Origin of the sequence: Klebsiella sp. JN_Kp126 (assembly GCF_033843325.1) — a bacterium.
Taxonomy (GTDB): domain Bacteria; phylum Pseudomonadota; class Gammaproteobacteria; order Enterobacterales; family Enterobacteriaceae; genus Klebsiella; species Klebsiella michiganensis.
Genome location: NZ_JAWXQV010000042.1, coordinates 84,261 through 111,071 on the forward strand (window position 1 = coordinate 84,261; position 26,811 = coordinate 111,071).

The 26,811-nt window shown below is 48.3% G+C and carries 25 protein-coding genes and 1 pseudogene; 20 read left to right on the top strand and 6 right to left on the bottom strand.

Translation table 11 applies throughout. The features are described 5' to 3' along the window. Window positions 1-336: 336 nt before the first annotated feature. Window positions 337-1,992, top strand: a complete 1,656-nt coding sequence (locus SIK97_RS03310; RefSeq protein ID WP_057173369.1) for a tyrosine-type recombinase/integrase — start codon at window positions 337-339, stop codon at window positions 1,990-1,992. A gap of 81 nt (window positions 1,993-2,073) precedes the next feature. After that, complete coding sequence (locus SIK97_RS03315) at window positions 2,074-2,424, top strand: hypothetical protein (protein WP_057173368.1); 351 nt, start codon at window positions 2,074-2,076, stop codon at window positions 2,422-2,424. Window positions 2,425-2,724: 300 nt separating this feature from the next. On the opposite strand, the gene SIK97_RS03320 is transcribed toward SIK97_RS03315, so the two are convergent. The 3 genes from SIK97_RS03320 to SIK97_RS03330 all read right to left on the bottom strand — a co-directional run bounded on the left by SIK97_RS03320 (window position 2,725) and on the right by SIK97_RS03330 (window position 4,537). After that, the gene (locus SIK97_RS03320; RefSeq protein ID WP_057173367.1) at window positions 2,725-3,654 is read right to left on the bottom strand and encodes a hypothetical protein; all 930 of its coding nucleotides are present in this window, start codon (window positions 3,652-3,654) and stop codon (window positions 2,725-2,727) included. Window positions 3,655-3,768: 114 nt separating this feature from the next. Further along, complete coding sequence (locus SIK97_RS03325; RefSeq protein WP_057173366.1) at window positions 3,769-3,972, bottom strand: hypothetical protein; 204 nt, start codon at window positions 3,970-3,972, stop codon at window positions 3,769-3,771. Window positions 3,973-3,976: 4 nt separating this feature from the next. Further along, window positions 3,977-4,537 carry a tyrosine-type recombinase/integrase gene (locus SIK97_RS03330; protein ID WP_057173365.1) on the bottom strand — a complete coding sequence of 187 codons (561 nt, stop codon included), beginning with the start codon at window positions 4,535-4,537 and terminating at the stop codon, window positions 3,977-3,979. 695 nt (window positions 4,538-5,232) lie between these two features. Between SIK97_RS03330 and SIK97_RS03335 the strand changes: the two genes are divergently transcribed. The 16 genes and pseudogenes from SIK97_RS03335 (at window position 5,233) to SIK97_RS03410 (ending at window position 20,544) form a co-directional block, all read left to right on the top strand. Further along, a complete protein-coding gene (locus tag SIK97_RS03335) occupies window positions 5,233-5,919 on the top strand; it encodes a DNA N-6-adenine-methyltransferase (protein WP_065366248.1) in 687 nt (228 codons plus the stop codon). A 1,095-nt stretch (window positions 5,920-7,014) separates the two neighbouring features. Further along, window positions 7,015-7,188, top strand: a complete 174-nt coding sequence (locus tag SIK97_RS03340; protein ID WP_181936752.1) for a hypothetical protein — start codon at window positions 7,015-7,017, stop codon at window positions 7,186-7,188. Window positions 7,189-7,444: 256 nt separating this feature from the next. Further along, the gene (locus SIK97_RS03345; protein WP_057173363.1) at window positions 7,445-8,125 is read left to right on the top strand and encodes a helix-turn-helix domain-containing protein; all 681 of its coding nucleotides are present in this window, start codon (window positions 7,445-7,447) and stop codon (window positions 8,123-8,125) included. Window positions 8,126-8,528: 403 nt separating this feature from the next. Continuing rightward, a complete protein-coding gene (locus SIK97_RS03350; protein WP_057173362.1) occupies window positions 8,529-8,939 on the top strand; it encodes a hypothetical protein in 411 nt (136 codons plus the stop codon). Continuing rightward, complete coding sequence (locus tag SIK97_RS03355; protein ID WP_057173361.1) at window positions 8,940-9,164, top strand: hypothetical protein; 225 nt, start codon at window positions 8,940-8,942, stop codon at window positions 9,162-9,164. Beyond that, window positions 9,164-9,502 carry a hypothetical protein gene (locus SIK97_RS03360; protein WP_057173360.1) on the top strand — a complete coding sequence of 113 codons (339 nt, stop codon included), beginning with the start codon at window positions 9,164-9,166 and terminating at the stop codon, window positions 9,500-9,502. Before SIK97_RS03355 ends, SIK97_RS03360 begins: the two co-directional genes overlap by 1 nt. A gap of 583 nt (window positions 9,503-10,085) precedes the next feature. Beyond that, window positions 10,086-10,307, top strand: a complete 222-nt coding sequence (locus SIK97_RS03365) for a hypothetical protein (protein WP_057174206.1) — start codon at window positions 10,086-10,088, stop codon at window positions 10,305-10,307. Between the two features lie 3 nt (window positions 10,308-10,310). Continuing rightward, complete coding sequence (locus SIK97_RS03370) at window positions 10,311-10,688, top strand: hypothetical protein (RefSeq protein ID WP_057174207.1); 378 nt, start codon at window positions 10,311-10,313, stop codon at window positions 10,686-10,688. A 16-nt stretch (window positions 10,689-10,704) separates the two neighbouring features. Next, window positions 10,705-11,742: a major capsid protein E gene (locus SIK97_RS03375; protein ID WP_319610923.1), complete on the top strand. Its 1,038-nt coding sequence runs from the start codon at window positions 10,705-10,707 to the stop codon at window positions 11,740-11,742. 102 nt (window positions 11,743-11,844) lie between these two features. Further along, the gene (locus tag SIK97_RS03380; protein ID WP_057174150.1) at window positions 11,845-12,033 is read left to right on the top strand and encodes a hypothetical protein; all 189 of its coding nucleotides are present in this window, start codon (window positions 11,845-11,847) and stop codon (window positions 12,031-12,033) included. Next, window positions 12,033-13,898, top strand: coding sequence for a hypothetical protein (locus SIK97_RS03385; protein ID WP_239692907.1), 1,866 nt, complete (start codon window positions 12,033-12,035; stop codon window positions 13,896-13,898). Before SIK97_RS03380 ends, SIK97_RS03385 begins: the two co-directional genes overlap by 1 nt. Window positions 13,899-13,924: 26 nt before the next feature. Further along, entirely contained in the window at window positions 13,925-14,554 is a 630-nt protein-coding gene (locus tag SIK97_RS03390) for a phage baseplate protein (RefSeq protein ID WP_057174149.1), read from the top strand. Between the two features lie 206 nt (window positions 14,555-14,760). Next, window positions 14,761-15,648: a 23S rRNA pseudouridine(2605) synthase RluB gene (rluB, locus tag SIK97_RS03395; RefSeq protein WP_004121268.1), complete on the top strand. Its 888-nt coding sequence runs from the start codon at window positions 14,761-14,763 to the stop codon at window positions 15,646-15,648. Between the two features lie 165 nt (window positions 15,649-15,813). Continuing rightward, window positions 15,814-17,177: pseudogene (locus SIK97_RS03400) on the top strand (MFS transporter). Between the two features lie 18 nt (window positions 17,178-17,195). Continuing rightward, window positions 17,196-19,556, top strand: coding sequence for a beta-glucosidase family protein (locus SIK97_RS03405; protein ID WP_032749451.1), 2,361 nt, complete (start codon window positions 17,196-17,198; stop codon window positions 19,554-19,556). Between the two features lie 13 nt (window positions 19,557-19,569). Next, window positions 19,570-20,544, top strand: coding sequence for a helix-turn-helix transcriptional regulator (locus SIK97_RS03410; RefSeq protein ID WP_032692731.1), 975 nt, complete (start codon window positions 19,570-19,572; stop codon window positions 20,542-20,544). Here SIK97_RS03410 and cobO read toward each other — a convergent pair. Further along, on the bottom strand, window positions 20,516-21,106 hold the full coding sequence (gene cobO / locus SIK97_RS03415; protein WP_004850148.1) for a cob(I)yrinic acid a,c-diamide adenosyltransferase: 591 nt from the start codon (window positions 21,104-21,106) through the stop codon (window positions 20,516-20,518). The two genes, SIK97_RS03410 and cobO, sit on opposite strands and share 29 nt — an antisense overlap. Further along, window positions 21,103-21,864 carry a YciK family oxidoreductase gene (locus SIK97_RS03420; RefSeq protein ID WP_014229011.1) on the bottom strand — a complete coding sequence of 254 codons (762 nt, stop codon included), beginning with the start codon at window positions 21,862-21,864 and terminating at the stop codon, window positions 21,103-21,105. Before SIK97_RS03420 ends, cobO begins: the two co-directional genes overlap by 4 nt. Before the next feature lie 254 nt (window positions 21,865-22,118). Here SIK97_RS03420 and sohB point away from each other — a divergent pair, with 254 nt between their 5' ends. Continuing rightward, the gene (gene sohB, locus SIK97_RS03425; protein WP_025106986.1) at window positions 22,119-23,165 is read left to right on the top strand and encodes a protease SohB; all 1,047 of its coding nucleotides are present in this window, start codon (window positions 22,119-22,121) and stop codon (window positions 23,163-23,165) included. 55 nt (window positions 23,166-23,220) lie between these two features. Here the strand turns inward: sohB and SIK97_RS03430 are convergent, their stop codons facing one another. Next, window positions 23,221-23,472, bottom strand: a complete 252-nt coding sequence (locus tag SIK97_RS03430) for a YciN family protein (protein ID WP_032749442.1) — start codon at window positions 23,470-23,472, stop codon at window positions 23,221-23,223. 410 nt (window positions 23,473-23,882) lie between these two features. Between SIK97_RS03430 and topA the strand changes: the two genes are divergently transcribed. Continuing rightward, window positions 23,883-26,480, top strand: a complete 2,598-nt coding sequence (topA, locus tag SIK97_RS03435; RefSeq protein ID WP_014229012.1) for a type I DNA topoisomerase — start codon at window positions 23,883-23,885, stop codon at window positions 26,478-26,480. Window positions 26,481-26,811 lie beyond the last annotated feature (331 nt).

Here is a 26,811-nt window from a genome sequence, read left to right on the forward strand (position 1 = left end):
ATTGTGCTACCTGGCTTCCATCAGCGCGCCATGCGCCCGGACGGAGGTGCGCGGTAAGTTGTGCTATGCTCGTAACGCAAAGAAGCATTCATTTTAAAGTTCGTGTACCATGTTCGCCCACGCGAGAAGGCGTGTCTCTGTCATGTCTGCTGTAGCAACATAGATAACGGCACGCGCTGATGCAAAAAAATTTTACAGAACAGGGTGTTAGGTTTCATTTTGCCTCGCGCCCTGTTTTTCGAAGTATACCAGACGCCTGGGAAGGCCATAAATCTACATAATAAATCAAGTCGTTAGCGTTAACTCTATGAAATGTATAACAAAAGGGTCAACGCAATGGGTAACAGAGTGGACAACAAAGCCCCGAAATTCACTACCAAACGCGGCAACACCTACTACATCAATTTTCGTCTCCCTGACGGGACTTTCTTTCGTCGTAGTTTAGGCACTGATTCACTAAGAGCGGTTGAAGTGACCATGAGTCGCCTAAGCCCATACATCCCTCTTGTTCAAAATGGCTCGCTGTCTGTCGAGCAATTCAAAATGCATATAGATGGTTTCCGTGAGGCCACTCAGCGCGATTTTGATACTTATCTGTTGGACTGGTTGAGAATGGGGGTTGAGGAGGCTAAGCGGATGCCTGACCTGGGGCGTTTCCAGCGTAAAATAGATTCTGAAACTGCTATCTCACCTGCTGCTACAGTCACAGAGGCAAAAGGCCGTGCCGATATACATTTGAATCGTGTCTATAACGGTGATGACTCTACCGCTCGCATGATGCTGGCAGCCCTTCACCAAAAGAAGGTTGCTTTCAGTCAAAAAGATTTAGATCAGGCCTATGAGGTGGCTGGGCAGATAGACATGCATCAAGCAATGCTGCATCAGGCTTATGAAGCGTTCTATTCTGGCGATATCGTCCGCTATCGTGCTCTTGTTGAATCCATGCAATCACAGCTAGCCGATACCGAAAAACTGAAGCAGCCAGCAATTAAACAAGCTGTAGCTACTGTTGATGCTCCTGACCATTCAGATACACCGTTACTCTCAGATGCGTGGAAACTGTTTGTAGCGGAGAAGGGGAAAAACTGGGCTATCACCATAGCTCGGGAGAATAATCGCTTCTACGAGGTGCTGAAGCACGTTTTAGGGGATATTCCCGTAGGCAGCATTACCAAACAGCATATACGCCAAACACTGGCAGTGATTGAGAACTTACCGCGACGTAATCTCAAACCGTATTCTGATATGAGTCTTGATGAATGCATAGATTTGGATGTGCCAGAGGACGATCTGATCAGTAGTGCTAACGTTAAAAAACACCTCAAGATTTATTCCTCATTTTTCAAAGTGTTCCTTAAAGATGAGAAAGATATCTTAGAAAAATCACCTACTGAGGGGATCAAGTATGAGGTGACAGAGAATAAGGGCGGGCATTACTCGCGGCCTGAGATGCAACGGCTTATAGAACGGTTATCTACGTTCACCGATTGGCGTAAAGACTACTTCCTGACTTTGATCTATACAGGTGCTCGCCGGGGTGAAATGGCGGCTATCCGTAAGGAACACATACGCAAGGATGAGGAAACAGGGCGCTACTATATATTTGTTGAGGACGGTAAATCTGAGCACGCACAAAGACAAATCCCGATCAGTAAAAGTATTGAAGCTTTGTTGTTAGCACGTATCAAGCCCCTTAATTCTGGTGATCTTGTGTTTAGCGACTTGCCAACCTATGAATATACCGCTATTCAATGGCATAACTTAATGAATGAGTGCAATATCCCTAAATACAACGAGTTTGGGCAGAAACGTGTGATTCATGCCTTGCGCCACACTTTCATATCTGAGGCTATAGCCAAAACTGGTAATGCAGCATTGGTGCAGTTTGTAGTTGGTCATAGCCGTACTCAGTCATTGGGGATTACTGCAAGATATACGCATAGACCAGCGCTAAACCAACTACTAACCGTAGTAGATTGTGTAAGTTGGTAAGCAGTGCTAACGACGCTTTATGGCTTCTATTTGCTTGATGTTGGGCTACTATCGGATGACTGAAAATCGAAGGAGCATCAAATGACACAAATTTATGCAATATCCAACCCTTACCATATCGCACCTACGCAACAACTTGTTGAACATGAAAGCGATAATTTGTTGATAAGATTTGAAGAGACGCGCCTTGTAGGATACAAAGACCGCGATCTAAAGCGCATTGATGGGGGTTTTTATGTTATCCATCTTAATCAGGATGATTTCAAAAGCAAATGGGAAGGAGATGAGGTTTGCTATGCTTTAATCGAAGGTCTTGCTCCTCCAGAAGATCAAGAGAGTGATATTAGAATGAGAATGTTCAAAGATATTTTTCCTGTTGCAATGATTGAGCTCGTTCAGCTTGTCCAAGTCAAGCTACTGACCACACTTTAGTGAACAAAAATATACAAATCAACCAAGAGGATTACCGATGAGCGTTACGTATAAAATCACTTACGAACACAGAGATGGTAACGAAACCAGATCGGAAGAAGTGTTACTTCAATCTGACACCGAACCAACACAAGATGAAATATATGATGCAGTAAGAAGAGATACGACAAGATTTAACTCACCTTCTAATAGGAGCACGGTTGTTTCGGGATTCTCCATTATTTCCGTTGTACCTGTCCCATAAACTTTAGGGGCCTAAGCCCCTCTTGTAATTACTTCACTACGAATAGCTAGAATGACCTAAGCCAGCTCATTAAAATTGTATTTGTTTCGTAGTTTCTCCTCCGGAGCCCCTGTATATTCAGATAAAATCTTATAATTTGGCTTGATGATTGGTTTCATACATTCCAAAAATGCTTCTTGAGTGTTTTTATATATTGGGAATCGGCCCCATTCTTTTATTCTTTTAAGTTCAATGTTGCTTTCAGCTATTTCAGAGAACTCAAGTAGAAAATTGTGTAGTTCCTGCATAACATAATCAGTTAGGGAGATGACAGATTCTGTAACATCAACAAAGCCACCACAGAGTTTATCCCCAATTCTTTTTCTAACCTCTTCAATAGGGGCGTAAAGCATTATATTATTACCTTCTGATAATAATTGCTTAACTTCCTCATTCATAGAGTTTCTCATACGTAAAAGGCCCATCACCTGGTTATAATTACCAAACATAGAAGAGATTTTTACAATGTTTCTCCATGATTTTCGTAGTTCTTCAGCCGATGGTTGTTCGATTTTCTTTCTTAGTATTCTGTATTTTATAAATCCAACTAGTTTCTGCCAGGCTTTTTTGTTTGCCGTTGGTATTGTTCGTATAAAATAAAGGGAGTGAGCATTGAATGTGACATCATCAAGATTTGTAATTATTGTTGGAAAATGTCCAGCCCTAACTAGTGGGTGGTCTGATTTGATATCTTCATAATTGTATTTTATGGCGAGCAAATTAGATAAGCACTCCTGAGCTAACAAAAACACCTGATTGGCAGAGATATAGTTTTCTTTGGCAATGTTCTTTAGTTCTTGATGCCTGTTAATATAAATAGCTGAAATCCCACCAAGAAGGGCAGAGAAAAAAGCAATGACAAAAGGGAATATATAATCTTTCAGATAATCGGGTGTGGGTTTAATCGCTGTAATAGCCTGGGCGATTATCTCAGCATCATGACTCATTTTAAACCTTTACGTTTTAGATGGGATTTTGTATATTCTATCATAACGCATTAAAATTTGTAGCAATAGCCTTGCCAATTTAAATTCTTATTTATCCGTTCTACGTCCTCATAACTATTCCGAATCCTCTGTATCAAAGGTTTTTGCATAGGGACAAGCGCCTTTGGTAATGTAGGTGAATGAGTACATGCTGTTCTCATAGATGCATAGCGTTTTCCCGTTCTCTGTTTGCTCCTCCTGTGGACTGACCATTGTTATCTGTCCTGCATGAGATTGTACGCTTATGAGCGCTAGCGTTAGCACGATTAACGGTTTCATGTGATTACTCCCAAATGTTAGCAAGTGCAGCGCCTACGCTCTTAACGTCGATTTTCAAATAGTTCATTGTGACTTTTGGGTCGGAATGGTTGAGGGTACGCATTGCTAAAGCCAGGTTGCCGTTGCTCTGTTCAAATACCTGCGTAGCGGCAAACTTTCTAAACGAGTGACACCCTACCGTTCCTCTAATCCCTACATTCTCAGCCGCTTGTTTTAGCTCCCGGTTCACTTGCTCACGGCTCACGGGCTTCAGACCACTTGCACGGTTTGAATGAGAGGTGAATAGATAGGTGTCACGTGGAAAAATGGCTTTCCTCCTCTGCACTATCTCCCATACCTTTGCAGGGACGACGATCTCCTTCTTCTTGCCCGTCTTACTCTCCAACACTTCCAGCGTGTTTCCTTCCTTGAACTGGCTGAACTTCAAATTCACCGTATCCCCGACACGTAGGCATAAAGAGGCCATAGCTATGGCTACGTCTGCGAATAGCTGTTTGTTATGACTCTCAAGCCAACTAACCAGCTTAAATGCTTCTGCCTGTGTGATTATCTTCGTGGTCGCCATCTGCTTATCTCCGTCAATATTGAAACTGTGAGATAAGATTATGATCATTATCAGTTAGTTACAATGATTAAATCTCACTTTTTATCTGATTTATAGGGGCGGGGAGATCCCTTGCTTAGGGTGCTTAACGCAAAAAAGCACGCCCCATCATTTCAAATTTTCGCCAGTTTCAAATATCTTCTTATAAATCAATGTGTTGGCATTTATAAACACATGTTTATTCTTGCCAAATGAAAAACGGCTTATGCATAAACACTGAATAAACCTTGCATAGTGGAGATGGTGAAAGGGTGGTGATAGATTTGTTTGTTATTTGAATCAATAGGTTAGATTGCCTACCTCACATTACTACAATACCGTGAGATAGGGATTTGCATAGTAAATGATAATGGTTGTTATTTGCATCAATTGATTGTTATATTATAACATTTTGTGCTTTTAAAATTACGCTTTTGAAATCTCGTTCAACAATTCTTGCACAGGCGCAAAGGGACATTGTGAACAATGATCGCTGTAACCCGCATGGCATAAGGCTTCGACATAGTAGACCATTTCTACAATGAAAGTGACTTATGCAGCTTGGCTACATTATCCCGTGAACATTCAGGGCTATTAATACTGTGTTAATGGTTGATTTATTGTGTGTTTAGTGGTCTATTTGTGCCACATTTAGCTTCAATAGTGACACAGATTAAATGGCAGAGCAGGGGATAGATTTAAGTAGATATTTACGACACGGAGCGAAGATTACAGAAACCGGGTCTGACGACTGGCAGACGCCCAGAGTTATTTATGAGGCGTTGAATAAACGTTTCCAATTCACTCGTGATGCAGCAGCTACAAAACAGAATAGCCATTGTGCTCGATATTGGACTAAAGAAGATGATGCCTTATTAATGGATTGGACTCAGGAGAAATCATTATTTATAAATCCGCCTTATTCTAGGGTGGAAAGTTTCCTGGCTAAAGCCCACGAGCCAGAGACAGCAGTATTTTTGATTCCGTTTAGACCGCAAACCGGGTTCTTCCTGCGTTATGTCTGGGCTTCACAACATTTGCACGAAATGATGATAATCCATCGTGGTATACGTTTTATTCATCCTGATAGGGTGGAGTCGGTACGTAGTCCAATGCCGTGTTGCATACTGGTTTATAGACAAGAGGAGAGGGAGCGTGATTTATTAATCACCGTCAACTGTGCAGATAGTCTCCATACATTGCATGTGGTGGCGGGGCAGAGGCCAGGCCATCCCCTGGAACATGGGCACAGCATCAGAAATAAAATTATACAGGAATACCAACGAGGCACCACCGTTGCGGAGTTGGTGAAGAAGTACGAGGGGAAGGTGTCGCGGCGCAGTATCTACCGCTGGGTGAAGTGATAGCACCTATAGCTATAACAACTTTCTGTTATAGCTATAACAGAATTCTGTTACATGGGTGAGATTTGCTATAACAACTTTTTGTTATAGTGGGTAGAGATTAATCACGAGCTATAACAGATTTTTGGTATAGGCTATAACAACTTTTTGTTAGAGCTATAACAACTTTTTGTTATAGGGTATAACAGAATTCTGTGAGTTATTAAATTAATTATTAGATCAACTATTAAATAATTTATTAGATCAATATATATTACTCGTGTTACTCGCCGGGAAATCTCCCTACGCTCCCTCGTGGGGCTTACGGTTCGACCCGCTCATAACACAGCGTAGCGCCTTTACTTGTGCCAGGCTTTGGCCTTCGTGAAACGAGGCACAATAGCTATTGCGCTGTGCGCGTAATAGTAACCATGTACCCAACCATCTGACGATGATTGACCACATGCCAACTCTACCTAACTTCAATTAACCCATTAACCTAACTCCTATTAGTCGTTAGTTTCCTGTGCTAATTCTCGAAGGTAGAGCGGCTAAGGCTCACTCACCCCGTATCTGGTGCAAGTTCACTAAGCCAAACTTACCAATCAACCAATCACTCATTTCATTACGTGCTAGGTTTCTTGGGTTTGGTGTTTGCATGTGTAATATATGAATAGATAGTTTTGTTAGTTTGTGAATTAGTTAATTGATATACATGCAATATGTTTTGGCGTAATAGAATGGTTTTTTGCTGATGATATTCTACGCCATAATCATATGAGGCTCTATAAGCGCCTGTATAGCGTTGTGAGCGATTTTATTGATACGGTAATATGATTTGCTGGGTAATGTGTTTAAATCGCTTAGAATGCGTTACAGAGCGTTTTATCAAGATTAGAGAATGAATTACTCATTCACAGCACGTTATGTTAAGAATGTTTGTAATGCATTGAAAATGATCAATTTATTTTCTCTAGGGGTTGACAAATGCACCCACCCATGTTATATTGGTATTAGGGACAGAGAAAACCTATTCTCCATCTATCAAATAAATCAACAATGCACTATTAGCCATTTGGCTGAATGGTGTTTTTCTATTTATAAGGAAAATCAATTATGAAATGGTTCAAAGCAGAAGATGTGGTTAATGCGTTTAATGAAGGCACTATCACACGTTATCAAATTAGAATGAACAGGAATACGGCCCGCCGCCGTGGATACCCAGAAAGAGCCGCAGTGTTTGATGAAGCATTGCGTATTATCGATGAAGCAAAAGCAGCAAAAGAATAACCCACCGTCTCTGACAAAGGAGAAAACAATATGAGCGACATTATAAACGCAAAGAAACAACCGCGCACTTGCCTACACATACCTGATGAAATATTTCAAGTCTTATTTAAGGAAGCGAGAAATCAGAGAGTGACAGTTACAGAGTATATCCTCAACGTTCTACATAAAGAGGCAACCCATCTTAACAAGGGTAAGTGATCCCATTATCACCTTAGTAGCGCCGCGAGCGCGATTACAAAATAGGAATAAAATATAAATGACAACATACGATGATCAATTCATTAAAATGCCTATGCGCATTCTTAGCATTAGCCATATCAACGGAATTAAATTCTCTGATAACTCAAAAACATTATATTGCTACTTAAAAGGATTTGATAAAGCGTTTCCATCATATTCTAAAATAGGCGAGGTTTTTGGTATATCCGCACGAGCGGCAGAGGAACGAGTTAAAAAATTAGTAGAGCTTGGCCTTGTTATAAAAACACGTCGCTTTTCATCTTCTAACCTCTACGAGGTGTTAGAAATCCCTGGGCAGGAAGAGTCTAACGAAGTAGGGCAGACTCCAGATATGCCGGAAATTGTAGATAGTTTTTTCTTTGATGATACAGAAGAAGATACATCTCAAGAAATGAAGGAAGAGGAAGCGCCAGCGCCGGAAAAAGTGAAGCCAGCGCCGAAGCCCGCGGCTAAGAAAGCACCCGCCAAACAACAAACCCTTTCTCCATTCGAGTTTAAGAGTCCACGTGATGAAACGAAGGATTGGTTTTATCTAAAGCACTATCAGGGTGCAGAGCGGTTTACCACATTTACAGATTTTGATCTCCCGTATTTGGCACTATTCAAGGCACAGGGCGCACTCACTAATGCTTATGCGCTGGATTATCTACAACTTAGAACAGAACAAATACAACGACAGTTAGCGAGGACTAATTGATACAATACATAAAACTGAACAACACAAACCAAATCCAAATAAACGACTCAGGCAAACAGGTTTATTATTCCCTGCTGTGGTTTGGAAGGGACGAAAAACACAAATCTCCTGGGGAGAACTCGAAGAAAAATCAAATGTTTCTCATTCGGGGTGTCTATTCTGGATGAGAGCATTAAAAAATCTAGGCGTTATTGAGATTGACGATGAATCTTGTTATTTATCATTCACTCTAAAACGTATAGAACAAGATAACATCGAGTTTATTTATTCAAACTTCTAATCAGAAATCTTCTGAATAACAATAATCAGGAAACATCTATGATCATGCTTTATTGGACGCTTTTTATCTATGTAACAGTTTATTATTCAGGGATGTTTTCCTCATACAAGGAAAAAAATAATAATGGGAAAAAGAGAACGCAACGTAATAGCCCGTATTGAACGACAATCCAAATCACTCCCGCCAGCCAAATCATTAGCCTCTCGCAGCGCCTTTAAGGAAATCTCCAGAATAGCACTGGAATGGAACTCAAAGCCGGGAGAATGGCGCACAGAGATTATCGAGCACGATAGTCTTCCGTTATCAGAGGAAGAGCAGAACGCCCTAGATGATATTCTCTCCTCCTGTGATGGTGGTGTATATTTTAATCCTCGCAAAAGAAAAGAATACATTATGGATAGCTCTGATTTGAGGAAATATCAGGTGCTGGGTTTTGAAGATTATATACACTACACTAGCTATCTCAGCGTTAACGGATTAAATAACCTTGTAAAAGATTTTGACGCAGTGTATGCAGATAAGGAGAACGAATAAGTGCATCAAAAAACAACACAAACAAAACACTTTAATAGAATCCTCAATTGGTGCCAGGGGCAGGTGAGAGAGATGGGGTTTATTCTTGAGGATGCTTATCTGAGCGAAGAGGAAAAAATAGCAGCGCTTGAGGAACTCCTAGATAAATCGCTAACTATGCAAGCTCCTCTCATCGTATTGAGCGATAAAATCAGAACAGCAATTAAACAATTACAGGATCAATAATGAATAACTCCACTTCTTATAATACTCTTCAATCTGTATTACAAACCTATCACGATAATTACGCTATCCCGATGCTGCGCCTATTGCTTTCCATGCAGCGTGACAGAACGCCTGAAAGCCTCCTGGCGGCGATTAAGGCGCAAGACCTGGCACAGGCAATGCTCGAGCACGTTGGCGACGTAGCGAGCCGTATAGCGGCTACGGAACACTCCACACTAACACAGGAGGAGGCAGATAGTATTTCTGAGGAAATCTCTGATGCCCTGATGCTGCTATTCCAGTGCATTGAGGAGACGGGCGAAATGGCGCTTGAACTGGCGCCGAACAACAACACGTGAGAGGCGTTATACAACCACTAGGAATAATCCTATACTAGGAATGTTCCTATATTAGGGATATTCCTAATCGTTACTCTCACATAACACATTTTAAATATTTTGTCAATAATATCTTGACAGAATAATGTTTTGCTGGTAATATAATATATAGGGGTTACTTAAAAGTAACATTTTTATGTAACTCCATGAAATATCCTTTTTGAAATGCATTGTTGAGATGTGATTTCCGCCGTTAATATTATTTGTTGTTTCGGATGTTCCTCCAGGAAAGCAGTAGGGACGGTGATCCCCCTGCTGCTTCTCCTCTCAGTGTATTTGAAAAAGGAAATTTCACAGAAGGTTATTTCCCTGTGATTTTATTTAACTATTATCATATTGTTCTTATAACTAGTTCGCTAGGGAGCTATGATAATAGCTGGCATGTAAAATCACTCCGTTATGAGATGCACCTCCTAAGAGCTATCGTAATGGGATTCCTGTACAAAGCCGGAGTAATGCCCGGCTTTTTCTATCAAAAATAGCTATATTTATTTTTACGAGAGTAAATACAGGTGTTTTATAAATATAAAAAAGGAGGCATGCAATGCTTCTAATGAACCAGCCCGAAAAACATAAAATCCAGAAAATGCAAGACGATTTTAAAAATCTCAGCGTAGAGCAGAAAACATTTATTGCTAAATCGTTAGACGTCTCTATAGATGAGGTGGATATGTTAATCACTAAGTTTTCTGCTGAAACGCCCACGAATGATAAATCATCTAAAGGGCTTCAGGAACTATTAAAACAATTAGCAAAAGGACAATAACCAATGCAATTTGGAACATTTCAAACTCTGAATGGTGATAACAGCCATGCACGATATAAAGTAATTTCGTATGCCTCGGATGCTGTACTTCAGGATAAACTCATTCGCGTAGATGCAGGAATCCCCGATTCCTTAATCGTCGGTGATTTGGTCGATAGTAACGGCAACCTTGCAACCTCGGTTGATGTGATTGAATACGTAGTGGTAGAACCAGTGCTTGCAGGTAAAAAAGCTTTCGTAGTGGCTGACCCGCATCATGTTATTCTCGCTAAAGCGGGGATTGAATTCCGTAATCTCGATGAAACAGCGGTTTTGATTGCCCTTGCAAACAAAGGGTTTACATTTGCCGATTATGGCACTTTAGCACTACGCACCTCTTAATAGGAATATAATAATAATGGCATACACAGATATTTTTTCTGGCAATATGTATGATTTTGCCAGTCCATTCACATTTAGTACCCAGATCAACCAAATCGTTAGTAATCTATCATTGTTCAAGGTTGAACATCACAGTGTTAACAGCATTGCCCTAGATAAGATTACCGATATTAAAAATCTTGTAGCACCTGAAAAGATGCCCTACGCCCATTCAGATTGGAACTCTGCCTCACGTCCTGAATATAGCTCCGTATTGTACCAGCAAAAATATACAAATTCTCTGAACGAGGTGAGTAGTCGAGATCTAGAGCAATATCGCCAGCGTGGTGTTATGGATCAGGGTGATCAGATTGCATTAGCTATCAATGATTTCAGCGATGCACAGTACGCGCAGGTGAGTAACACTGTAGAGGTTGACCTCGTAGAGGCATTATTAGGGCTCCGTGTGCAGTCACAATATGCAGGACAGGGAGATTTAGATTTCCTCGCAGGTGGTAGCAAAACCACGTATACAATGGATATTAGCGCCAGTGCTAACGTATTCCAGCAATTAAGCGAGATCGGACGAATCCAGAACGTGAAACTAGGCTCAGGGCTTGCACAAGCTAAACAGGGCGTAGTGATCCTTGCCTCGGGCAAAGCTGCCGTAGCACTGCGTTACCATCCATCCGTGAAGGATTTCATGGTCTATACCCTGCCGCTTGAGCAAGGCGATAACTTCTACACCCGTACTAAAGGTGCAAACCCTGCTTTTGAAACCTGGACGCTAAACGGCGTAACCGTGATCGATGTAACCGGATACTCTCTGATTACTGATCGTATTGGTGTTGATTCGTTCGTGAGTATTCCTGTAATGACTCCTGAATCTAACGCTTATGTTCTTCACTCTGGTGTTGGTGTTCGCCATGCGACACAAGGGAAGGATGCAAATCTGTATCATCAATACGTTACAGTTGATCAGCGTTGGGGATACCCCGCTGTAGCAACGGAATGTAGCTATCTCCCGATCGTGAATATTCCAGAAGCGATTATTTTCGGTAGCGTTACTGAATAATACAATAAATAAAAATATAGGCCTGATAGGGATTCCGACACATGAGAGCGCAAATCTCCGGGGTTTCTGTCAGGCTTTTTTGTTTTCTATGGAGAAAACCAAATGAAATTAATACTCAAATCACACGATATTCATATCGCCCTTGATGCCAGTAATGCTACAGATTTAATTAAAATAAAAGCTCTGGCTGAGATGCTCGACATTAGCTATCCCGCACTGAAACAACGTATTCACAGAGGGCAGGATGTAGACACAGCTATTAGAGAACTATTAGCTAAAGGGGGCGAATAATGTCGTTAGATATTAATGTAGCTTCCATCAAATCTACGGTTTCTTTTGTGGTCGATAAAAATAGTCTTAAAGAGGCTATGTCTACAGTAGAGGGACTACGAAAAGCTTTTGAAAAGCTGCAAGACCCCAAGCTTAATTTCAAACGTTTTAATCAAAACATGAAACAGGCTCAGAAAACGGTAGAGAAGGCCTCTAAAGCCGCCTCTAAGCCCCGGGATAATAGCCAACGTGAAGCAGAGCGTGCAGCAAAGGCGCAAGCCCGTGCAGAAGCTCAGACCGCGAAAGAGGCCGCAAGAGCAGCACAGCGCCGTGAACGGGCTGAATTGAAGCTATTGGATACCGCTTCCAGCTTTAAATCAATGCAACACCTCACCAATATTGAATTAACACAAGCTGCATTACAGGCTAGTAAAATCACTAAAGCATATGCTGACGGAACAATCAGCCTACAACGCCAAAACAGCGAGATTAAACGTTTACAACAGAGTTACAGACGTATTAACGCTCAACGTAAACAAGCCGCTTCTCCTAATTACGCTAAAGTGGCTGGCAATATGCCGGGTAATGGTATTATTACAGGTAGTATTATGGGGCTTGGCTCTCGTGTATTAGCTGGCGCTGGCGTGGGCGCTGCTGCTTATGGCGCATATAATTGGGGCAAGGATGCTATTTCCTCTCAGGAGGAAAGAAGCGAGATTGTAGCTAGAGCACGTTTAGGTAATGTGGATTATAACTTATTGCAATCGTTAGGCCAGTTTGCACAAGCTAACGGGATTGATTCCGGTATCGGTACGCAGGGAGCCAGAAAAAACCTTGATGTAGCAAAAGATGTGTCCGAGAAACTCGCAGACGGTGCGCTGAATGCGAAACGTAATAAACAAGGTGAATGGACAGGAGCACCAACAGGCATTAACACTGCTTTGAACATGGGGTATACGCCTGAACAGCTTAAAGAATGGGCTAAAAATCCGTTTGGTTTTGTCTCTTCATACACCAACACAATGCAATCTAAGGGATTGAGTGAACAGGAAATTTTGCACAATCTCGAAGACCTCGGGGATGATCTCGGGCTTTACGCCAAAGCCTTTATGAATGGTGGTAAGGCGCTCACTGATCAGGTGGACGTGCTCAAGCGTAACGGGCAATGGTTGGATAAGGAACAACAAGACCAGCTCGTAGCATATCGTAAATTCAATCAGGAAATGAGTATTCTATCCGATAGCCAGAAGCTGGCATTCTTCGAAGGGTTTATGTCAGAGATTGACCCTGAAACAATGAAAGAATTTAAGCAGGCTATGCAAGATGCTCTCCCGTTCTTTAAAGGCGTAGGAAAAGCCGCTGGCGATGTTGTTGATGGATTAATGAGATTAACAGCGTGGATTAACGGCAAGCTGACGCTATTAAACGGGGACAACACTACCAAAGAGGCAGTGAGCCAGCACTACGGCACTACAAGCGCTCCTGTAGCTCCTGGAAGCAATCCTGTAGCTAATGCCTACGGGGCAACTCAGCCTAAAGCAGACGGCACACATGAGCCTAATGTGTTTGATACGTTGCGCGGGTGGTGGTATGGCACAAGCGATGCCAGGGATGTTACCAGTTATTCGTCTAACAAAGATGGCAGCTATTCTCCTGTCTCTATGCTGAAACAGAGTGCAACAGCTACCGCTACGCCTACACAAGCGCCTGTAGTGGCTCCTGTGGTGCTACAGAATAACCTACCGGAGGGGATGATTACCCTCAATATTGCTCCTGATCCAACCTTTGGAAATATGCTAAATGCTACTGTGGATCAGAAAATAGCTCAGGCTAATCAGCGTCTTGTTTTATCTATAGCAAGTGGACAATCTTCAACAGGGGGCTAATACTCCCTGCATGGAATATAATAATAATGGCAACAATAAACAATACATCAAACACAAACACTACCACTACAGATAAAGGGCAGAATGGTTTTTGTATTCTGTCCAGCTTGTATAATACAGCGTCGGATAGCTATATACAGAGCTATCAGGCTCTAACATTTGATAGCACGCCATCTACAGGAATACGCAGACAAGCCGATGTGACGAGCTATCCTGTAGAAAGTGGAGCTAATGTATCTGATCATGTGCAAATCAGAAATAACACATTTAAACTATCAGGAATGATCACTGAAACACCAATCAGAGCTGTTAGAGATTTATTATACAGTGCTGGGGTGAATGGTACTCGTATTAGTCAAGCTATCACCTATTTAGATCAAATCTTCGAAGCAAGACAGCCTATTATCCTAATAACAGAACATAAGGTGTATGAGAATGTTATCCTTACAGGGATTTCCTATGATTATAAATCTGAGCACGCTATGCAATTTGATCTGGAGTTTGAACAAGTGCGCCTGGTAAGTTACGCTGAAACTAATGTTATTGCTACAAAGACGCAAGGAAATAAAAACGTAGGTGGAACAGTTAAACAAAAAGGGCCATCAAGCAAGGCTAAAGCCAGCTCTGACACGGTGACACCATCGTTTAATAAATAAGAGAGGGGCATTACGCCCCTTTTTCATGTCTAAAATTCGAGTTAGAGCTAAACTTGTTTAAACCTATGCACTGTACAACAAACTGGGTTACAAACTGGTGAAAAGTGCGTATAATAGCATGCAATGAAATGTGCTAACGCATTGATTTATATAGGTTTATATAAAATATCCCGACGCCTGGGAAGGCGACACCTTAAGGAAGCTCAATGAGCGAGAAATTACAAAAAGTGCTGGCCCGCGCTGGCCACGGCTCCCGCCGTGAAATCGAAGCCAAAATCGAAGCTGGCCGCGTCAGCGTCGATGGCAAAATCGCCACGCTTGGCGATCGCGTTGAAATTGTCCCGGGTTTAAAAATTCGCATCGACGGTCATCTGATTTCGGTGAAAGAGTCTGCGGAACAGATTTGTCGCGTGCTGGCTTACTACAAGCCGGAAGGCGAACTCTGTACCCGTAACGACCCGGAAGGGCGACCGACGGTGTTCGATCGTCTGCCAAAGCTGCGCGGCGCGCGCTGGATTGCCGTCGGTCGTCTTGACGTCAACACCTGCGGCCTGCTGCTGTTTACCACCGACGGTGAACTGGCGAACCGCCTGATGCACCCGAGCCGCGAAGTGGAACGTGAATACGCGGTGCGCGTATTTGGCCAGATAGATGATGACAAGCTGCGCCAACTCTCGCGCGGCGTGCAGTTGGAAGACGGCCCGGCGGCGTTCAAAACCATCAAGTTTACCGGTGGCGAAGGGATTAACCAGTGGTACAACGTCACGCTGACCGAAGGCCGTAACCGCGAAGTTCGCCGCCTGTGGGAAGCCGTTGGCGTACAGGTCAGCCGCCTGATCCGCGTGCGCTACGGCGATATTCTGCTGCCGAAAGGCCTGCCGCGCGGCGGCTACACCGAGCTGGACCTGGCGCAAACCAACTACCTGCGCGAACTGGTTGAGCTTACGCCGGAAACCACCTCTAAGGTCGCCGTCGAAAAGGATCGCCGTCGCATGAAGGCGAATCAGATTCGCCGCGCGGTTAAGCGCCACAGCCAGGTGAGCAATAATAATAACAACCGTCGTTCCAGCAGCCGTAATAACGGTAACGGTTAATTATTCCAGTTCCGGCGGTCACCGCCGGAATTCTCCCTCCTGTGACTCCTTTCACACTTCTGCATAAAGACAAAAAACAGGAAATGCCCGGACAAATAACGCAAAGCGGTGCGCCAGGCGACGCCATATACTGAGGCCACTGATTACATTAACAGGTAGCCTAAAATGGAAACAGCAGGAAAACTTTCGGCAAGCTATGTGGTTATCGGCGTTAAAGAAAAAATAGGGTATGGTTTTGGCGATTTCGCCTCTAATTTATCCTTCGGCTTCGTTTCTCTGTTTTTACTTTTTTTCTATACCAATATTTACGGCATTAGCGCCGTACAGGCGAGCCTGATCTTTGTTATTGCCCGCGTGGTTGATGCGGCATTTAATATTCTGATTGGTTTTGCCATCGATAAAACCCACAGCCGCTACGGTAAGCTTCGACCCTGGTTGTTGTATGGTTCAATTCCGCTCGGCTTCTTAACGGTGCTCTGCTTTGTGCCTTTCGGCGGTGAGGCGAAATTCTACTTCGCACTGATTTCCTATACTATTTATTGCCTGGCCTATACGGCGGTAAATACGCCTTATTCGGCGCTGACCAACCGTTTAACCCAGCATGAAGCCTCCCGCTCATCGCTGTCGGTATACCGGTTTGTCCTGGCGATTGTTGGCTATCTGATTGTGTCCACGACCGCGGACAGGCTGATTTCCCCGTTTAGCGATAAACAGCTGGGGTACGTCTTCGCCGTCTCTTGCTTTGCGCTGCTGGCGACGTTTTTGTTCCTTGCCTGCTTCGGGATGACCAAAGAGCGCGTTGGTGAAGAAGAGGAAGAGACCCCGGCGCCAACGCTGCGGGAAATGTTGAAGGCGGTGGCAGGCAACGCGCCGCTAATTAACCTCTCTATGTTCACCGTCTTTTTTATATTGCCTATACCGTGTGGATGGCGATCGCTATTTACTTTATCAAATATATAATTGGTAGCGAAGGTTTTACTTCCACCTTCTTTATGATTCAGTCGGCGGCTTATATTGTCGGTACCGTTATTTCGGAAAAAATCATTGCGTTGATAGGTAAAAAGAAAATGACGCTGGTGGCGCTGTTGATCGGCATTGCGGGCGTACTGATGCAATATTTTATCGCTGGCGACAATATCTGGCTGATCATGACCGGCGTGTGTCTGTACAGTATTACGCTGGGGATGGGTTTTGTTTCAATGTGGTCAATGATTGCCGATACCGTGGAATATGCCGAGTGGCACCATGGGGTGCGCACCGAAGGCGCAATTTACGGTTTCTTTAATTTCATCACCAAAATAGCGATGGCCATTGGCGGCGGCTGTGCGGGCTGGATGCTGGACTATTACCACTATGACGCGGGCAACATTACCGCCAGCGCGATTAACGGCATTAACGTACTGATGACGCTATTTCCCGGCGCGATGTTTGCGCTCAGCGCACTGTTTGTCGCCTGCTATTCGCTGGATGAAAAAACCTATCGCGATATTGTGCAAAAAATCAGCCTACGCAAACAGAACGCGCTTTAACCTCAGGGAGCCAGAGAGATGAATAACGATTTTAACACCACCCTCGCCGCGATGAGCGCGGAAGAAAAAGTGGCGCTGCTGACCGGCAGCGGCCTGTGGCGGACGGCCTCGCTGCCGCAGCACGGTATCGAAGATATCATTATGACCGACGGCACCTACGGCGTGCGCTACAGCAGCGCGCAGATTGATGGCCGGGAAAAGTGGAGCATGGATGATTTTATCTCGGTCATCACCCAAACCGCAGACCAGGCCAGCGCGGAAGAGCCCGCCGCGAAAGGGGGGAGTGAGGCGCTATTCAGCACTTCGCTACCGGCGACCTGCTTTCCTAATGGTTCCAGCCTGGCCTGCAGCTGGGACGTGGAGCTGGTGCATCAGATGGGGGAAGCGCTGGGGCGGGAGTGTCAGCAAATGGGCGTCGGGATTCTGCTCGGGCCGGGGATTAACATTCGCCGTACGCCGCTGGCCGGGCGAGGCTATGAATATTACGCCGAAGACCCGGTGGTCAGCGGCGATATTGCCGCTGCGCTGATCAACGGCCTGCAGCAGGAGGGGGTTGGTGCCAGCCTGAAACACTTTGCGGCGAACAACTCGGAGTACCGCCGCACGGAAATGGATTCGATTATTGAAGAACGGGCGCTGCGGGAAATCTATCTGGCGGGTTTCCAGCGCGCGATTGCGAAATCCCGGCCGTGGACGGTGATGTCTTCCTACAATCGTCTTAACGGCGTGCAAACCTCCCAGGATCCGTTTTTGCTCACTCAGGTTTTGCGCGATGAGTGGGGATATGAAGGGCTGGTGATGTCCGACTGGTACGGTATTAAAGATCGCCCCGCATCGCTGATGGCGGGTAACGATCTGGCGATGCCCGAAACCCGCCGCGATAAACAAACTCTGCTGGCGGCGATTGAAGCCGGAGAGGTGCCGATGGCGGTGGTGGACCGCGCCTGTCTCCGCATGCTGGAACTGCTCGACAAGGTCCAGCGCCATCGCCGCCCGCAAACGCGAGCCGATTTTACGGCGCACCACGCGCTGGCGCAGCGGCTTGCCGGTGAATCCATTGTCTTGCTGAAAAATGAAGATAATCTGCTGCCGCTGCGTCCGGAGAAAACGCCGCGCGTCGCGGTGCTGGGTAAACCGGCTCAGGAGCCGGTGATCCAGGGGTCCGGATGCGCGACCACGGTGCCGTATCTGCTCGATCGGCCGCTGGATGAAATTTTTGACCTCGCCGGCGATGACTTCAGCGTCTCCTGGGCCGTGGGCGCGCCGGACGATCTGCGCTGCGATGAACAGGCGCTGGCGCAGGCCTGCCGCGTCGCGCAGGAGGCCGACGTGGCGGTGATCTTCGTCAGCACCGCCGTAGGTGAAGATGGCGAAAACGGCGATCGTCAGGATCTGCATATTCTGCCGGTACACGAACGGTTGATTCGCGAAGTGGCGACGGTCCAGCCGAATATCGTGGTGGTGCTGGCGAATAGCGATGCGGTGGTGATGCCGTGGCTCGGCGAGTGCAAAGCGCTGCTGGAAACGTTCTTTGCCGGGCAAGGGATGGGGCGCGCGGTGGCGGAAATCCTCTTCGGCCAGCGTAACCCCTGCGGCAAACTGACGGTAACGGTACCTAATTCCCTGGAGGAAACGCCGGCCTGGCTGCACTATCCGGGCGAAAACCTGCGTCATCATTACGGAGAAGGGCTTTTTGTCGGCTATCGCTATTATGATAAACGTCGTATGACGCCGCAGTTTCCGTTTGGCTTTGGCTTAAGCTATACCCGGTTTGCGTACGATAATATCGCGCTGTCAGCCCGCCGTGCAGGCGCAGGCGAGACGCTTACCGTGTCGTTCGACCTGACCAACTGCGGAGAGTATGCGGGCAAAGAGATCGTCCAGCTGTACGTTAGCGCGCCGAAGGGGGAGCTGATTCGCGAAGTGCAGTCATTAAAAGCGTTCAGCAAAGTGGCGCTGGCCGCCGGAGAGACCCGTCGCGTGAGCCTGCAGCTGCCCATTGGCGAGCTGGCCTGCTATCATCCGGGCCTGGGTGATTGGGTCGTGACGCCGGGCATCTGGCAGGTTCGCGTCGGCGCCTCATCACGGGATCTGCCGTTGATCGCGGAGATTGAGGTAGATTGTCCGCAGCGGTACGTCCCGCTGCGCGATGATAACTCTCTACAACAGCTGATCCAGCAGCCGGAGGCCTTTGCCCGCGTAGTGAAGCTGATTGCCGATAAGAGCCAGATGCCGGCGGAGCAGGTGCGTGAAAAACTGATTCGCCTGGCGCCGGATCTGTTCTGCGGGCTGCTGATTGCGCTGACCGAATTCCTGGCGCTGGATATCGAACGCGACGAGCTTAACGCCGTGCTGGCCGGCGCTCATCATTGCCAATGACAGGAGAGTGCGCATGTTTCCTTTTTCAGTGACTCACCCTCGCTCGGTCACCCAGAGCGGACGACAAACGGCGAACAGCGGCTACGAGCTGATTGCCTTTGACGCGGAGAAGCTGAACGTGTTTGCCGCGGAGGTTCGCTACTGCGAGCCTCACTGGCATCCGGCTCCGGAGCTGATTACCGTGCTGGCGGGGCGATTTACCCTCGTCGTCGGCCAGCAAAGCCTGGAGCTGGCGCAGGGAGACATGCTGTATATCAATGCCGAAGAGGTCCATTCGCTGAGCGCCGAGGAGGCGGGCAGCCAGCTGCTCACCGTACAGTTTTCCCCCGGCCTGTTTGATGAACTTCATCCCTCGCCGCAGCTGGACTGGAGTACCTGCGGACGACCTTACTCTCCGGCGGACAGCGAGGTACGCCAGCGGCTGGCGAGGCTACTGGAACAGCTGATTGATAACCACGCGCCATTTCAGCGTATCGCGGCGATTTATCTGCTGCTGGATGCGGTCGTCTCCGCCGGAAAGCCGACGCGGCGCGCCGAAAGCTCGCTGCGCGACGAGGCGATGATCAAAAAAGGCATTGATTTTATCAATCAACACTTTGATCAGCCGCTGACGCTGAGCGAGGTCGCCTGCCATAGCGGGATGAGCTACTCCTGGTTCTCGCGGCTGTTCAAAAAGGTGAGCCGGTATAATTTTAAAGAGTATCTGACGCTGGTGCGGCTAAATAAAGCCCGCACCCTGCTGCGCGATACCCGCACCCCGATCACGGAGATTAGCCACAGCTGCGGCTTTCAGGAACACAAGTATCTGATCGCCGCCTTTAATAAATACTGCGGCGTCACGCCAACCGAATACCGCAAGCGCTTCGTCTCGCGGCAAAATATGCGCGAAAGCGAACTGGCGCTGGGGGAGGATTGCCTGTGCCTGCCGCTGAATCATGCGTTGCTCGAGCGGCTGGCGGCTAGTAGTCGATCCCCATCTGCGCTTTGATTCCGGCGTCAAAGGCGTGCTTCACCGGGCGCAGCTCGCTGACGGTATCGGCCAGTTCGGTAATCTCACGGTGGCAGCCGCGGCCGGTAATAATCACCGTCTGGTGCGCCGGGCGGTTGCGCAGCGCGGTAAGCACCTCTTCCAGCGGCAGGTAATCATAAGCCACCATGTAGGTTAGCTCGTCCAGCAAAACGAGGTCGAGGCTTTCATCAGCCAGCATGCGGCGCCCGTGCTCCCAGACCGCGAGGCAGGCGGCGGTGTCGCTTTCGCGATCCTGCGTATTCCAGGTAAAACCGGTCGCCATCACCTGAAACTCAACGCCGTGCGGCTCAAGCAGGTTGCGCTCGCCGTTTGGCCAGGTACCTTTAATAAACTGCACGACGGCGGCTTTTTTACCGTGGCCGACGGCGCGGGTGACGGTGCCAAAAGCGGCGGTGGTTTTGCCTTTACCGTTGCCGGTAAAGACGATCACGATGCCGCGCTCTTCCTGCGCGGCGGCGACGCGAGCGTCAACTTTATCTTTTACCCGCTGCTGGCGTTCGCGGTGGCGTTCATCACTCATTGTGCGATTCCTGGTTTGCGGCCCGGCTGGGCGTCAAAGGTCATTCCCGTTTTGCGACGACTGTCGTCGCCCATCAGCCACAGGTAAACCGGCATGATATCAGCGGGGGTTTTCAATTTTTGCGGATCTTCCGTCGGGAACGCATTGGCGCGCATTTTGGTGCGGGTGCCGCCTGGGTTAATGCAGTTGACCCGCAGATGACGGTTCTGATACTCCTCGGCCAGCACCTGCATCATGCCCTCGGTGGCGAATTTCGACGCGGCGTACGCGCCCCAGTTCGCGCGTCCCTGGCGGCCGACGCTGGAAGAGGTAAAGACCAGCGAACCCGATTCGGATTTAAGTAATAAAGGAAGCAGCGCCTGGGTGAGCATAAAGGTGCCGTTCACGTTCACCTGCATCACCTGCTGCCATACTTCCGGCTTTTGTTGATCCATCGGGCACACGTCGCCCAACAGACCCGCGTTGTGCAGCACCCCGTCGAGGCGCGGGTAGTGGATGGCTATTTTCTGCGCCAGCTGCTGGCACTCCTGCGGCGTGCAGGTTAACAGGTCGAGAGTAAACCAGCGGGCGGGAATGCCGCCCGCCTGCTGAATTTCGTGCGCGACGCTGCGCAGCTTTTCTTCGTTGCGGCCGACCAGGATAACGCTGGCGCTATAGCGGGAATAGGTCAGGGCGGCTTCACGGCCAATGCCGTCGCTGGCGCCGGTAACCAGGATGATGCGGTCCTGTAACAGGTGACGTTGCGGTTGATAGTGCACGGCGACTCCTCGGGCGATCTGCTGACGATCGCGCTTGCTGTTCGGTATCTCACTTTTGCGCTTTATGCCTGAAAGCGCCCGCTATTGCAATCGGCGAAGCGGAAACTCTTCGCGGAATTAATATCTTGCAACGATTTCATCGTCGCTGAAAAAAACAGGAAGGCGCCTCGCGTGCGACACAAAGCACAAAGACTTCTCGCCGACGGCTGATGTACACTGTGCGCCAACGTCAGCGGTTTACACAAGGTGAAAACGTGGAATTACTTGCTCAATATGGCCTGTTTTTGGCCAAAATCGCGACCATCGTTGTCGCAATTGCGGTTATCGTCGCCATTATTGTTAACCTGACTCAGCGCAAAAAACAGCGCGGCGAGCTGCGGGTCACCAATCTTAGCGAGCAATATAAGGAGATGAAGGAAGAGCTGGCGGTTTCGTTGCTCGATGGGCCGCAGCAGAAGCTGTGGCATAAAGCGCAAAAGAAAAAGCTCAAGCAGGAAGCAAAGGCGTCAAAGGCGCGGGCGAAGCTCGGCACACCGGAGCCGGACGTCAAACCGCGCGTCTGGGTGCTGGATTTTAAAGGCAGTATGGATGCCCATGAAGTCAGCAGCCTGCGCGAAGAAATAACCGCCGTTCTGGCGGCGGCAAAAGCGCGCGACCAGGTCGTCATTCGCCTTGAAAGCCCAGGCGGCGTGGTTCACGGTTACGGCCTGGCGGCTTCACAGCTGCAGCGCCTGCGCGACAAGCAGATCCCGTTAACGGTCGCGGTCGATAAAGTCGCGGCCAGCGGCGGCTATATGATGGCCTGCGTGGCGAACAAAATCGTCAGTGCACCCTTTGCTATCCTGGGCTCTATTGGCGTTGTGGCGCAAATTCCCAACATCAATCGCTTCCTGAAAAATAAAGATATCGACATTGAGCTGCATACGGCCGGGCAGTACAAACGCACCCTGACGATGCTGGGTGAAAATACCGAAGAAGGGCGGCAGAAATTTCGCGAAGACCTCAACGATACTCATCGGCTATTCAAAGATTTTGTCCATCAGATGCGCCCCGGGCTGGATATCGAGCAGGTAGCGACGGGTGAACACTGGTACGGCGTTCAGGCGCTGGAAAAAGGCCTTGTGGACGCGGTGGAAACCAGCGATGAACTTCTGCTGGGGCTGATGGATAAGCACGAGGTTATCAGCGTGCGCTATCAGCAGCGTAAGAAAATGCTCGAGCGGTTTACCGGCAGCGCGGCGGAAAGCGCCGATAAACTTCTGCTGCGCTGGTGGCAGCGCGGGCAAAAGCCGCTGATGTAAACAAACAACGCGAGGCTTCGGCCTCGCGTTGTTGTCATAGCCCTGCAGGCAGCGGTTATTCCGCCAGGTGGTACTTATCAGACAGCTCGTGTGCGAGGTATTTAAACATATTAAATACCGCCGTACTCTTCGCCGTTGGCAGACCCTGCTCGTCAAGATAGAACTCGCCGCTGAACACCAGCACGCCGTTACGCTGAACGACGTCGGTGGCCTCGATCCCGGCTAACGTATCTTCATGTTCGCGAATGAGTTTGTTGGCTTTTTCCAGAAGCGTCTGGCGATCGATGGGTTGGGTTGTACCTTGCATAAATGCCTCCTGTGTTTCTTCGCGGCTAGTCTACGCCGCGCGGCGGCGAGGGGCAAATTTTCCATTGATCTTGCAGGGGTAATCGCAGAAGCCTAATAAACATCAGTTTAGTGGCGGGATTTGCTTTTGCATGCTAATAAAGTTGCGTAACGAATTTTATCAGGTACAGTGTGACGCTTTCAGCGATCTGGCAACAGATTTGCTTGACATTCGGCCAAAAATTATTCGTGCTATGTCGCCTGGCGAGAAAAAGCCAGCAAACTCAGCTATCTGGTTTTATGGATGCGAAACCGGTGCAAGGGGTTGATATCCATCGATAACGACGCAACATAGGTTGTGACGTGTCGCCAGTGGATGGTGAATCAATGTGCGATGTATTCCTGGATGAATCAAATTAGGTAAAGGTGAATATGGGTAAAGCTCTCGTTATCGTTGAGTCCCCGGCAAAAGCCAAAACGATCAATAAGTATCTGGGTAATGACTACGTGGTTAAGTCCAGCGTCGGTCATATCCGCGATTTGCCGACCAGTGGCTCAGCTTCCAAAAAGAGCGCCGACTCTACCTCCACCAAAGGGGCTAAAAAGCCTAAGAAGGATGAACGCGGCGCTCTGGTCAACCGTATGGGCGTGGACCCGTGGCATGACTGGAATGCGCACTATGAAATACTCCCGGGTAAAGAAAAGGTCGTTTCTGAACTCAAACAGTTGGCGGAAAAAGCTGACCACATCTATCTCGCAACCGACCTTGACCGCGAAGGGGAAGCCATCGCATGGCACCTGCGGGAAGTTATCGGCGGTGATGAACAGCGCTATAGCCGCGTGGTGTTCAACGAGATCACGAAGAATGCGATTCGTCAGGCTTTCGAAAAGCCGGGCGAACTGAATATTGACCGTGTCAACGCTCAGCAGGCGCGCCGTTTTATGGATCGCGTGGTGGGCTACATGGTCTCTCCACTGCTGTGGAAAAAAATTGCCCGCGGTCTGTCAGCAGGCCGCGTCCAGTCGGTTGCGGTGCGTCTGGTGGTCGAGCGCGAGCGCGAAATTAAAGCGTTCGTTCCGGAAGAGTACTGGGAAGTTGACGCCAGCACCACGACCCCTGGCGGCGATGCGTTACCGCTGCAGGTCACGCATAACGGCGATAAGCCGTTCCGTCCGGTAAACCGTGATGAAACCATGGCGGCGGTCGCGCTGCTTGAGAAAGCCAGCTACAGCGTGCTGGAGCGTGAAGATAAGCCGACCAGCAGCAAGCCGGGCGCGCCGTTTATCACCTCCACGCTGCAGCAGGCCGCCAGCACGCGTCTTGGCTTCGGCGTGAAGAAAACCATGATGATGGCGCAGCGTCTCTACGAAGCGGGCCACATTACCTATATGCGTACCGACTCGACGAACCTGAGCCAGGACGCGCTGAGCATGGTGCGCGGCTACATTGGCGACAACTTCGGTAAGAAATATCTGCCGGAGAGCGCGAATCAGTACGCCAGCAAAGAAAACTCGCAGGAAGCGCACGAGGCGATTCGTCCATCCGACGTCAACGTGCTGGCCGAAACGTTAAAAGATATGGAATCTGATGCGCAGAAACTGTATCAGCTGATCTGGCGCCAGTTTGTCGCCTGTCAGATGACGCCTGCGCAGTACGACTCCACCACGCTGACGGTGAAAGCCGGCGATTTCAAACTGAAAGCCCGCGGGCGTACGCTGCGCTTTGACGGCTGGACCAAAGTAATGCCAGCTCTGCGTAAAGGCGATGAAGACCGTACTTTACCGATGGTCAATAAGGGCGACAGCCTGAGCCTGGTCGAGCTGACCCCTGCGCAGCACTTTACCAAGCCGCCGGCGCGTTTTAGCGAGGCTTCGCTGGTTAAAGAGCTGGAAAAACGCGGCATCGGTCGTCCGTCCACCTATGCGTCGATCATTTCGACCATTCAGGATCGCGGCTACGTGCGGGTGGAAAACCGCCGCTTCTATGCGGAAAAGATGGGCGAAATCGTCACCGATCGTCTGGAAGAGAACTTCCGCGATCTGATGAACTATGATTTCACCGCGCAGATGGAAGACCGCCTCGACCAGGTGGCTAACCATCAGGCCGAGTGGAAGCAGGTCCTCGACAGCTTCTTCGGAGACTTTACCTCGCAGCTGCAGACGGCAGAGAAAGATCCGGAAGAGGGCGGCATGCAGCCGAACCCAATGGTGCTGACCACCATCGACTGCCCAACCTGCGGGCGCAAGATGGGGATCCGTACCGCCAGCACCGGCGTATTCCTCGGCTGCTCGGGCTACGCGCTGTCGCCAAAAGAGCGCTGTAAAACCACCATTAACCTGGTGCCGGAAAACGAAGTGCTCAACGTGCTGGAAGGCGATGACGCTGAAACCAACGCGCTGCGCGCTAAACGCCGCTGTAAAAAATGCGGCACGGCGATGGACAGCTACCTCATCGATCCGAAGCGCAAGCTGCACGTCTGCGGTAATAACCCGACCTGCGATGGCTACGAGATCGAAGAGGGCGAGTTCCGCATCAAGGGCTATGACGGCCCGATCGTTGAGTGTGAAAAATGTGGCTCCGAAATGCACCTGAAGATGGGGCGTTTTGGTAAGTATATGGCCTGCACCAACGACGAGTGTAAAAACACCCGTAAGATCCTGCGTAACGGGGAAGTGGCGCCGCCGAAAGAAGATCCGGTGCCGCTGCCGGAGCTGCCGTGCGAGAAATCGGACGCTTACTTTGTTCTGCGCGATGGCGCGGCGGGCGTCTTCCTGGCCGCCAACACCTTCCCGAAATCGCGCGAAACCCGCGCGCCGCTCGTGGAAGAGCTGTACCGCTTCCGCGACCGCCTGGCGGAGAAGCTGCGCTATCTGGCCGATGCGCCGCAGCAGGATCCGGAAGGCAACAAAACGATGGTGCGTTTTAGCCGTAAAACTAAGCAGCAGTACGTTGCCTCAGAGAAAGATGGCAAAGCCACCGGCTGGTCAGCTTTCTATATAGATGGCAAATGGACTGAAGCAAAGAAGTAACTGCTATCATCTGATAAAAGGGCCGCGTCGCGGCCCTTTTTTGACATCACATGTTGTTGATATCCAAGATATTACTCTGTTCCTCCTCTCTCCTTATAACCGCCTTATTATTTTTTGTTAGTATCTATACACTGTAGATATAAATGATATAGTGGTTATAGCTAATCCCTTTTTTATTATCTTATCGTCTTATACATCACCGTCATCAGGATACGTTGTGGCGCCAACACGGCGAGTCGCAGGGAGGTTCGGGCTAGCCCGTCCACCGCCAAGTGACCTGAGCGTAAAATGTATTAAGCGGGTTTATTTTACGTGCTATCGGATATCAGCC